The organism is Flavobacterium collinsii (genome assembly GCF_902804485.1).
Taxonomy (GTDB): Bacteria; Bacteroidota; Bacteroidia; order Flavobacteriales; family Flavobacteriaceae; genus Flavobacterium; species Flavobacterium collinsii.
Genome location: NZ_CADCST010000067.1, coordinates 132,065 through 143,780 on the forward strand (window position 1 = coordinate 132,065; position 11,716 = coordinate 143,780).

11 protein-coding genes are annotated in these 11,716 nt (G+C 33.5%); all 11 read right to left on the bottom strand.

Features of this window, described 5'->3' with window-relative positions:
* Window positions 1–139: 139 nt before the first annotated feature.
* Complete coding sequence (locus tag FLA105534_RS06005) at window positions 140–1,666, bottom strand: SGNH/GDSL hydrolase family protein (protein WP_173965127.1); 1,527 nt, start codon at window positions 1,664–1,666, stop codon at window positions 140–142.
* An 85-nt stretch (window positions 1,667–1,751) separates the two neighbouring features.
* Entirely contained in the window at window positions 1,752–4,583 is a 2,832-nt protein-coding gene (locus FLA105534_RS06010) for a TonB-dependent receptor domain-containing protein (protein WP_173965128.1), read from the bottom strand.
* Window positions 4,584–4,961: 378 nt separating this feature from the next.
* A complete protein-coding gene (locus FLA105534_RS06015; RefSeq protein ID WP_173965129.1) occupies window positions 4,962–5,477 on the bottom strand; it encodes a hypothetical protein in 516 nt (171 codons plus the stop codon).
* A gap of 218 nt (window positions 5,478–5,695) precedes the next feature.
* Complete coding sequence (locus FLA105534_RS06020; RefSeq protein ID WP_173965130.1) at window positions 5,696–6,253, bottom strand: hypothetical protein; 558 nt, start codon at window positions 6,251–6,253, stop codon at window positions 5,696–5,698.
* An 882-nt stretch (window positions 6,254–7,135) separates the two neighbouring features.
* Entirely contained in the window at window positions 7,136–7,369 is a 234-nt protein-coding gene (locus FLA105534_RS06025) for a hypothetical protein (RefSeq protein WP_173965131.1), read from the bottom strand.
* Between the two features lie 188 nt (window positions 7,370–7,557).
* A complete protein-coding gene (locus tag FLA105534_RS06030) occupies window positions 7,558–8,073 on the bottom strand; it encodes a hypothetical protein (protein ID WP_173965132.1) in 516 nt (171 codons plus the stop codon).
* Between the two features lie 5 nt (window positions 8,074–8,078).
* The gene (locus FLA105534_RS06035; protein WP_173965133.1) at window positions 8,079–8,414 is read right to left on the bottom strand and encodes a hypothetical protein; all 336 of its coding nucleotides are present in this window, start codon (window positions 8,412–8,414) and stop codon (window positions 8,079–8,081) included.
* Window positions 8,415–8,648: 234 nt separating this feature from the next.
* Complete coding sequence (locus FLA105534_RS06040) at window positions 8,649–9,155, bottom strand: hypothetical protein (protein ID WP_173965134.1); 507 nt, start codon at window positions 9,153–9,155, stop codon at window positions 8,649–8,651.
* Between the two features lie 656 nt (window positions 9,156–9,811).
* Window positions 9,812–10,090, bottom strand: a complete 279-nt coding sequence (locus FLA105534_RS06045; RefSeq protein ID WP_173965135.1) for a hypothetical protein — start codon at window positions 10,088–10,090, stop codon at window positions 9,812–9,814.
* Window positions 10,091–10,563: 473 nt separating this feature from the next.
* Complete coding sequence (locus FLA105534_RS06050) at window positions 10,564–10,827, bottom strand: hypothetical protein (RefSeq protein WP_173965136.1); 264 nt, start codon at window positions 10,825–10,827, stop codon at window positions 10,564–10,566.
* A gap of 417 nt (window positions 10,828–11,244) precedes the next feature.
* A partial coding sequence (locus tag FLA105534_RS06055; RefSeq protein ID WP_173965137.1) for a hypothetical protein occupies window positions 11,245–11,716 on the bottom strand: 472 nt, incomplete at its 5' end.

An 11,716-nucleotide genomic window follows, 5' to 3' on the forward strand; every position in this document is an offset into this window, starting at 1 on the left:
ATTTTTTTTATAAAAAATACTACGATTTTGTTTGATTCTTAAAAGTCAGCCTTCAAATACCGAAAATAGCATTTTTTAAGTGCATAAAAAAAGCCACTGCATTGTGAAAGCAAGTGGCTCTATTTTAGAAAAACAAGTTTTAATTTATAACTTTAGGATAAAGGATCTGATAATTACCAACATCAACTCCTTTTAAATTTGAACCGTATTTTGCATTAATTGACTCAATAAATTTATTGGCAATAAATGCATAACCTCTGGCTGAAGGATGAACACCATCCAAAGAAAACACTCCCCCGAAAACAAATGTACTTGTCAAAGTATAACCATTAACCGAAATACCATTTGCAGTAGACAACTGTTTCATCAATCCGTCAGCATCTACTAATGCCAGACCGTTTGCTTCCTGAGCCGCTTTAATGGTTAAATTATAGGCCGCGGTAGCCGTTTTGATATCAGCTATCTCTTTTGGTATCAAAACAAACTTATCCTGTAACGGATATGTAATCCCAAATTTATCCAACGGAGCAGGTGGTGCCATCCCAATCCCTGAATTTGTAGCTGTAGGTGCCGTTCCAATAGCTGCTCTTGTGCTCAAAAGCACCAAATCGGTAGCTTTAGCCTGACGCGCTTGTCCAAAAACAGTACCATAAAACGCTGCAGTCTGCGCTCCCACTGATGGCGTAAGCACTGCAGTAAGCTGAGCAGATAAGTTGGTAAGCGTTTCATCTTTTATCAACAAAGGATTTGCTGCAGTTAGCGATAGTAAATCAATTCTATCCGTAACTCCAAGATAATTTAAGGCGCTTTTCAACGGACCGTATAATTGTGCGTTAAGCGCATTGATCGTTGCTGTTCCAACAGCCGTACTTCCATTACCTAAAACAGAAATGGTTAATGGATTATAAGGAACTGTTGTAAAGTGAGGCAATGTACTTATGTCCGGTAAATTTGCAACTACACCTTTTCTTCCATTCTTAGACAATTCTGTTGCCAGATTTTTATAAACAGCATCAAAAGTAGCCGGATCTGTAATCGGATTTGTTCCATCTCCTCCAGACGTTGCATAACCTAAAACATCGTTACCACCAATCCATAAAGAGAAAAAAGTAGGATTCTGCGCTAAAGCATCGCCTAAAACCGTTGCTGAAGCCGAAGAAGCAATCCTTCCGAAATAAGGATTAGCGCTGGCGTATCCTGCAAATGCCAAATGAGTTGCTTTTGCCCCCGGAATTCCTAAATTACTGAAAGCTCCTGTCAAACGTGCACTTATATCTGTACCCGAAACACCACTAACAGGAACCGGAGTACTTGTTGCTACATCTAAATACAATCTAACCCCTAAACTAGGTACCTGAACACCACCGGAGGAAAATCCTCCAATATTATCGGCCATAAAAGGAGTCGTAAAAGCGCCACCACCTACCAATGCAAATTGCTGTGCCAAAATATTAGGATAAGCATTTGTCTGACCAGCTTTAAACAAAGCATTGTCTGAAAAACCTGCTGCAAAGGAATCCCCCAACGCAACATATTTCGAAAAATTCGCTTGCCCCGAAGTTAACGGCTGTCCATCAGACGAATCTGACACCGTTACCGCATCATCACTATTACAAGCCATAAAGGTTACTGAAACCAAAAACAGCCATTTTAAATTTTTTACCATGATCTACTATATTTTATAATTATCCTTTTCTGAATGCTGTATCCGGAAAAGCAAATAAATGGTTTGTTTTGTCTATTACTTCAAATTAAGGATTGATCGTCCAGGAAACAAAATATTGCTGACCAATATATCCGGCACCAAGTACCTGTGCATATTCTTTTCCTCCTATATTTGAAGCTCCTAATTTGAAAATTGATTTTAATTTTGGAAGTCCGTAATTAATTTGCGCATCAATTACAGTTGCTTCCTTAATGATACCATCTGCAAAAGTTGATTCCCATTTGTATTCACTATTCCATCTTCCACTCACATTGAACCCGAAGTTCTCAAACAATTTATCATTTCCAAGAGATACTTTAACTCTGTGTTTCGGCGTATTAAATCCGGCTTCAAAACTTGGATCTTTTGCCTGATCAAAATCAAACTGAGCATAATTATAATTTACTCCTAATTCAAAATTAGCAATCACTTTTTTAGAAAGCCCAACTCCAAATCCAAACGATTTGATTTCAACATCTGTATTGGTATACAACTGATATGCTCTAGTATTCCCATTCTGAAGAGCATGAACTGATTGAAAACCCGGATCTGTATCTCCCTTAGTAACATCAGGAGAATCCTGTGCTGTACCATAAAAAGGCGCTATAACATTTAGATTTCCAATAAAATGATTGTAAATATTATAATAAACATTAAGATCGATTGAAACATCATTGATAAAAGAACGATACCCCAACTCAAATGCTTTAACTTCTTCCGGCTTTACATAATTTACATTTGTTTTTCTTAAAAGTTTCGCCGCAGCTACAGGATCAGTTCCTGCCAAAGCAGCAAAAGCACTGGCTGAGCTTGCCGTATACGAATTACCATACGCATTCAAACCGGTCATTACAACAGTTGACCCTTTTGCAAAACCTTGACCCTTCGTTGTCGAAACCGGCAATGTCTCGGTAAAACGCAACAAGTTATCCGGAGCAGAACCTATCAATACTGCATTTCCTATATTAAAACCAATGTATTGATCTTGTGTAGAAGGGTTTCTGAAACCCGTTTGGAACGATCCTCTGAAATTATGATTCTTTTTCTCTCCTCCGGAATACACCAAAGACACTCTTGGTGAAAAATTACCATCGAAATTTTTTGATTTATCGTAACGAATAGATCCTGTAAACTTCAATCTATCGTCCATGAATTTCTTCATCAATTGTGTGTAAGCACCGTATTCTGTATAATTAATACCACTATTAGCATCGGTATAGATTCTTCCATGAGAATTTAACTCGTACAATCTGAACGATCCACCAACCTGAATTTCCATAAACTTTATCATATCTTTAAAGTTGTAGTTGGCATCTGAATGGTAAATCTTCGAATTATCCACCAGTTTTGAACCCGTAAGTATACTTTCATCATCAATTACCTGATTGAACGCATTCTTAAACGCTGCTGTACCCGGTAATAAACGACCTGTATCTGCCGTAGTTCTTCCTGCCGCATGAGCCTGCTCAGGAGTTGCTCCGCCTAAAGTAGCCTGAACGTAAGCCCCGGCATACTGACCAAACCAGGTTTTATCATCTTTCCACTTTCTATTGATGTTAATACCCGTAAAGCCCATATCATAAGAATGTCCTCCGTCTTCTGATGTCGTATATCCTCTTACGAAAAAGTTTCTCCCTTTAAACTCAATTTTATGTTGTTGCATAAAAAAATCATTCAAGTAGTACCTATTAGCTCCTTGATAAACCGCGTTTCCTGTACCAAATTTACTTTGCCAGATAATTTCCAATCTGTCATCTCCAAAAGGTCTTCCGTGTAATGAAAAATCAATTTTAGTATTTCCGGCTTTGTTGTTCGTAAGATCTATTTCATTATAACCAGTTCTACTTACGTTCTTACTAGGTAATAAATTCACAGCCGAAGCAGGAATCAACCCCAAAACAGCCAGTGACTGTCCTACTCCTTTTAAATTAGTTGAAACCTCGTCACCATAAACGTTAATTCCATCATAATTGGGATTGCTTCTGTCGATTCCGGGAATTGTTTTATCATTATAGTTTGTAGCATACCAATCCGTAGCCTCCATATAAGTAAAGTTGGCTTTAGCTGCGAAATACTTATTAAACGCATGTGAAAAACGTACTCCTAAATCATAGTAATTATTTACACCTGCAGCCTCCTGTGACGTCACTCCATACTTAAAATAAGCAGATACCCCTTGATATGTAAATGGACTTTTACTGTTCATAAATAAAATTCCATTAAAAGCATTTGCTCCATATAGGGCAGAAGATGCACCCGGTAACAACTCAACACTCTGAACATCAATCTCCGAAACACCAATCAAATTCCCTAAAACAAAATTCAAAAGCGGAGATGAATTGTCCATACCATCCACCAATTGCATAAAACGGGTGTTAGCTACAGTCGCAAAACCTCTGGTATTGATTGATTTAAAAGACATACTACTGGTATTCATCTGCACCTCTTTTAAATTTTCCAGACCATCATAAAAAGAAGGAGAAGCCGTTTTCTTAATATCCTGAATCCCCATCCTTTCAATGGTTACCGGAGACTCAAGAACTCTTTCAGGAGTTCTCGAAGCAGAAACTACAATTTCATTCAATTTGGTTTCCTCGTCTTTTAAAACTACATTAAACTTTTGATTTGCGGCGGTAACATTAATCGTTTTAGACTCGAAACCCACAGCCGAAACTTTAATGCTAAAAGGCAGCTTAGCCGAAGTGCTTAATTTAAATGTACCATCAAAATCGGTAGAAGCACCGTTTGAACTTCCAACTACGACAATGTTGGCTCCGGGAATAGGTTGTTTACTGCCATCAGTCACAGAACCGGTAATTGAATTCTGCGCAAAAGATATTCCGCTGAAAAACAACATAATTAATAAATAGACTCTCATTTGGTTAGTTTTTGTTTAGTTTATACTACCAAAATACAAATAATTTCAATATGTATAAAAAAATGTTAAATAAAATTCACTTTTACCATATTTTTACACAATATTTTAACTATTCATCAATACTGTTTTGTTAAATTAAAATCAAATATTACACCTCCAGCAATTCAATTACTATGCATACATATTATTTTAAACCAAAAAAATGAGGATTTAATAAAAATACACAGACGATAAAAAAAATATGACAATAAAAAAAAGCGAGATCAAAATCTCGCTTTTTTAACATTTTTAATAATTCAACTATTTTGTCAATCGAAACGAAACAAAATGCCGATAATTATTCCTTACACCCAAACCATTAAATACAAACAAGTTGGCTTAAAATTCAATCTTCAAGCCAATTTGATTAGCACTTGCGATTAAAGTAGTTTTGGGAACCGATTTATAATTTTCTACCAAACCTTCATTATGTTTCGAAATGGCAGATTTAATCTTTCTAGTATACCCCATCTTAATAGGGATCGAAGCGATAATCATTGCACCTCCAATAATCGCGGCTGTAAAACTGGTACGCTCAGATTTAATCGAAGGATTATATCCGTTTCCGGGATATGAAACTGTGGTATTATCCTGAGTTAAACCCACTATTAAATTGGCAACCACAAGGCTGCTCCCTCCGTAGAAAAGTACATTTCCCCACGTTTTTTTGTTACGCCCGGCGTTATAAAGTGACAATGCTTCCGGATTGTTATCTAGATAAGCTCGAACCACATTGGTTGAAAGTTTTTTATTCTCAGCATCATTGTAAACCACTCCTCCGCTTCTGTAACTGAGTTGTTGGGAAAATGACACCTGAAATAACATCAAAAATAGACCTACAATAATTAATTTCATGTTTTAATATTTATAATTACTTTTTTACCAATTTAGGCAACACAAAAAAATATCTCCGAACAAGAACTATCAGGTGTTAAACATTGCATGTGATACAAATTTCTACAGCCTTACTACTACTTACTACACTTTTTACAAAGTTACATATTTATAAAATATTTGTCGCTACGAAGTCCGGAGACTTCTAAGAGCAGAGCCGATTTCTTTTTTATACTTCCTTACCAGTCTGGCTTATAATGCTCTATCTTTTCAATTTTCACCTTTGACCAAAACGATTTTCGATCATATTCTTTTGCTTTTGAGAATTTCAAATCTTCTGAAACCTGTTCGTAAAATACTATATTTCCATTAGGGCTTATTTCACCAAAGTAATCAACAATTACTCCACCATTTACCATCTTAAAAACATTAATTTTTAATTTATTATCTTCAATATAATAATATCCTGAATTTCCGATATTTTTGTTATTTATCATATCCAAATTAGGTAATCCTTTATTGTATATAAATAACACCTGTCCTTTTGAAAAAAACCTCAAAAAACGATAACTTTCTTTTTTAATTTTAACATCATCCCATTTGTTGTAAGTTGAATCCAATACATAAATACAAGTGGTATCAATTGCTGATTTATCCTTTGATGCATATTGAGGTTTATTATATTCAAATTTTTTAGAATTAACCAACCTATATCCTCCTTCAGGTGTAGTGTAATAATTTACATTACAACAGGAGAACAGCAACAATACAAATACTAATACAAAATATCTCATCATTAATAAAATAAATAATTAGGATTAAAACCACCTGTATAATTATAGTTTTTTTCCCTTAAACTCTGTCTTGAAAATAAGGAGTTAAGAAAGCATTTCTTCTATGTATCCAGTTTTGAACTGAATGTAGTCTTTTTTCACTATTATGTCCATAAAACGAAGCCTGTCCATTATGTATCCCCATACACAATTTCTGCCCTTAAAGCCGGTATTATTTCGTTGTATGCATTCCTCTTAACATTTTTGGATTTCCTCCTGCTATGCCATCTCCAGTCATAATACTTAATCCAGACAGAAGCAAAATCAATCAAACGAGCGTACTTACTTCCTTTTGTCCCCACTATCATCATTGCTCCATCAAAGCGAAAAAACTAATAGTATTAGTTCTTTACTGGAGAGATATGGCTTTTGAAATTTTATAGAATTCAAAAACTCGCGTCATAAAAGTCCAATACTATACCAACATCATCCACATATATATATCAAATATCTCTAACTATCTAATATTCTTTATATAAATAAAATGTTACTCCCATTATTATCGTTGATGAAAATAAATAAACATCTGTTAAAAAAAATAATTTCCCAAGTGAATACTTTTTATTCATAATAATCAATTCACCATTTTTTCTTGCAACATAACAATAGTAATTAATAATAAAAAGACTTATTTGAATTATCACATACATTACTGGAAGGTTATAATTTTTAATCCATTTTGTAAAAAACAAAAAAAGGTTCACAATACTAAGCACATTATTGGTTTGTGCAAAAGATATATACCCAATTATTGGAATTTCTGGAGAAGCATTATGCTTTAAACTTTTAAAGTACAAATTATAATACAAATATTTAAAAATTTTCATTCGTGTTCATTTACATTAATTAATAACCTAAAGTTTTAAACCTGTAAGGATGCCAAGTATTTCTATACCATTCTTCATAAAAATCTGCATTTGTAATCGCTCGGCCACCTTTCCATCCGATTGTCCAGGCCAATCCGACAATATTTCCTTTTGTAGAAGCTAATCTCATCGAAATTGTGCTTGAAATAGCCTCACTAGTTCCTGTAGCATAACTTCTGTTTGAAAATTCAGTAGCAGCTCCATAATAACTCAAAACAGCGCCTGTAGTTGATGCAACGCCCCCTCGCTAGCGCGAGCGTCCCGTTCGTGGACACAATCAAAATCAATCCATTTTCTTTTCGAACCATCAACTCCTCACCTTTATAAATATTATTTTTTTTTCCATCGCAGAAACTAACTTTATAAGCATTCACTAGCGGGACGCTTGCGCTAGCAGGGGAGTTATTTATCAATCGTTTTCAAACTAATCAAAAAATCCTCAAAATTAAAATTTTCGCAACCGTGTTTATTAGTCCCTTCAAATACTTTAAAATCAGATTTTACAATGTTATAAAAATCTTTATTTTGTTTTTCGTTTAGTAAAAGTGACTTCCCTTTAAAGAAAGCATACGTGTCAAAAATTCTAAATCGTTTATCTTTGAAACTACCTTTATAATTTACTTTTTCAAGTAAAAATTCTTGCTTTAACTCATTATTGTAATAAAACATTTTTTTGTTTTTATAAAACAACATGCCTTTTTCACTTTTTGAAATTGTATCTTTTTGATTTAATTTCGTGAGTTTATCAATATAACCGTATTTGACACCTCCAATTTCGATAAAATCACAATCGTCATTGTTTGCATCATAAAAAATATACCAAGGAAATTTATTTGATTGATATATAAATCTTTCTTCTTTTTTTTCTGCTCGATTTGAACAAATTGTTAAAAGCATTGATAAAAATATAAGTCTCATAATAATTATTTTTGTAAGTGGTAAGAAAATAAGGATGGTCTAACTCCTAAATTTCTCAAATAAATTTGAGCATTCAAAATAAATGGATGCATTTCTAGTACTGGAACACCTGCCAAACTTAACGCTCTTGATATATGATTTACACAACTTGAAAAGTATAAATTATATTTTGCACCATTTGCTAAACTTTTGCTGTAATTTGCTAAAGTTTTTAAATTTACTCCATCAACTACCTTTTTCCAAGTCCCTTTTACATCAACATAATTATCCCCTGCTGTGCGAAGTCTCCCGACTTCGTACCCGTTCCTATATGACGTTACAACGTTTTTTGGCAGTTGCATACTCACCGATAACCCTTGAAACAAATACAATTATCAAGACATTCATGGAAAAAGTCAGGAGACTTTTATCATATTTTATGGCTTTCAACAACTTTTAAAAATCCGCAAAGTCTTGAGACTTTGCGGAGCGGGGTAGTAACCAACTAAACTTGCAATCGCGAGCGGACACTGGCACAAGCGGAGGGATAAAATTTTCAATCTTCGAGATATGGTAAATCACTAATTTCACATTAATTATTCAAAAGAAGGATAAAATCCATCATAATGACCTGTCCTTATTCTATGTACAATACTTTCAGGATCCATAACAACCCCTATTTCAGCTTTTCTATTCTCATCCTCTAATTTTCCTACATGAGTAAACTCCGCATCATTAATTCTCCAAACGTACCAATTACTTGAAATCTTAACTGGACATTCTCCTTTCTTTACTCCGTAATCTCTTGTTCCACGGAATAAAATATTCTCAAACGAACCAACTTCTTTGACATTGCCTACTTTCTCCCAAAAACCTAATTTTACTCCCCATTTAGTTACACAATGTGCATAAAATAAAATATTATTTTGTATAATTTCATCAATATCGGGTGAACTGTCAATCGGATAAACTTTATCAAAAGCTCTTATCACATCACTATTCAATTGTTTTAAATCATTTGTTATATATTGAAAATAGCGCTTGCTAAAATCATCAACTTTAACAAAAAAAACATCTCCTACTTTTATGCTTACTCTTTTCATTTTTACTTACGGTTTAATTCCATATTCTATCCAATATTTTGGAGCGATAGAATTTCTTATATTTAATAAATTTCCTTTTCCATATTGATTTATTAGAGATTGTTCAATAATTCGGGCATTTATTCTACTCAAATTTTGATATCCATCAATTCCCTCATATCTCAACAAAGATTTAGCTCCTCCTGAATTTACATGTTCATCAAATCTTATAGATGGATCTCTTTGAGTAATACCAATATACTAGACTTCTCCAGTAATTTTATTAACCCCTGCTGTGCGAAGTCTCCCGACTTCGTACCCGTTCCTATATGACGTTACAACGTTTTTTGGCAGTTGCATACTCACCGATAACCCTTGATACAAATACAATTATCAAGGCATTCATGGAAAAAGTCAGGAGACTTTTATCATATTTTACGGCTTTCAACAACTTTTAAAAATCCGCAAAGTCTTGAGACTTTGCGGAGCGGGGGGAATATTCCATTCCTTGAAAACCTGCACCAACAACTATTCCTGCTAAAACGCCATAAGGTCCAGCAAAAGAACCTCCAACTCCCCAGGATGAAATTGCCGTTCCAACTCCCCATGAAGCCGTTTTAAAAATATTAACGACTTCCAGGTCATTGAGCCGTATAGTTTGTAAAGTAAAAGCCTAACTAAATCGGATTTTCTTCATTTATATATTTTTCTAATTCAAAAACTAAATCGTATGTGATTTTGCTATCACAATTTTTAGTCAGTTCATCAGTTATCTTTTTTTCAAACGACTTTGCTGCTACTCCATTTCTAATCAAATAAATATCTTGTACTAGATTACTAAGCAAAAACCATTCATCATCAGAAATTAGTTTTTCTTTTCCTTTATTCTGAATATAGTATCCATCATAATAGCCTTTGTACTTTTTATATATTTCTATTTTTTCTGAGGTTAACATTATACTGGATTTAATAGTGAAAAATTATACCTGTAACATTCGGATTTTTTAACGATGCAGGATATTCGTGCAACCCCTGCTGTGCGAAGTCTCCCGACTTCGTACCCGTTCCTATATGCCGTTACAACGTTTTTTGTCAGTTGCATACTCACCGATAACCCTTGAAACAAATACAATTATCGAGACATTCATGGAAAAAGTCAGGAGACTTTTATCATATTTTATGGCTTTCAACAACTTTTAAAAATCCGCAAAGTCTTGAGACTTTGCGGAGCGGGGTTCTTGTAAATAAAAAACAAAAATCAACAAAAGACAATAAAAGACAATAAAAGACAATAAAAAAACGCTCCATTTTTTTTGATTTTTCCTTGATACAATACCTACCATCCAATTACTCATCTTTACCTCAAAAATCTGTATTACCGATTCTATCAAAACCTCGAAAAGCACTCTAATTACTCTAAACGAATATTCTAAGACAGAAAAAATAAAATCAAAAAAACTAGTGCCATTACAATTATAACTCCACCGATAAACATAAGCGCCATACTATAATGATAAGCCAATATCTTTATAGAATCTGATATATACTCAAAAATATTACCTCTCTTAACCCCATAAACTGGTTTAATATTTTTCTTTTTATATAAAACATAAAATATTAAACCGATGAAAAACGTTACCAAACCTATTGGTAAACCATAAATAACTCTTTCTAAATAATCTCCTGATGTCATCTTTTACTCTTTTGATTTATCACAATAAAATTTCTTTGAATACTAGGAGACACCAATTTATCATAAACGAATGTGCTAACTTTTAGAATTGTTTTATCAAAAATATATTCGCCTCCTGGAATTCTATTAATCGCTTTACCAATACCGGCAGTCAGAGCAAATTTTGTACCCCCCTGCTGTGCGAAGTCTCCCGACTTCGTACCCGTTCCTATATGCCGTTACAACGTTTTTTGGCAGTTGCATACTCACCGATAACCCTTGAAACAAATACAATTATCAAGACATTCGTGGAAAAAGTCAGGAGACTTTTATCATATTTTACGGCTTTCAACAACTTTTAAAAATCCGCAAAGTCTTGAGACTTTGCGGAGCGGGGGCTTTTTATAAGAACTCTTCGGAGATCTGGGGGAATCTCAATCAATTATATATATTTACGACTTTATCGTTGGCAGTCATAAAAAATGTAAATATTTTATTATAATCATAACTGATATCAACTTCACAACTATTATCAAATGCAACATTATTAAAAATTCTTCCATAATTAATCGTCTTATTTGGAAGAAGAACAATACAATCAGCTTCTATAATCCGAATTATAAAGTCTTTGTTTTGTTTCGACTTACTCTTTGCAAAATTTTTATAAAACATTTTTTCTGCAAAATTATGCCTCAATAAAGCTGTTTCTTTTTCTTGATCGTTTTCTCTATCAATTTTATCTTTATTTTTTTCTGTTGACTTATGAAGTATTAATGCACTAGATCTATCTTCTTCATCATTTAATTTCACATAATTTTTTAAAACATGAATAACAATATTTTTTTTAGATAAATATATTGTATCTAAGCTATTATTCTTAATTTCAAAAAATAATAAATTTAAACGTGAA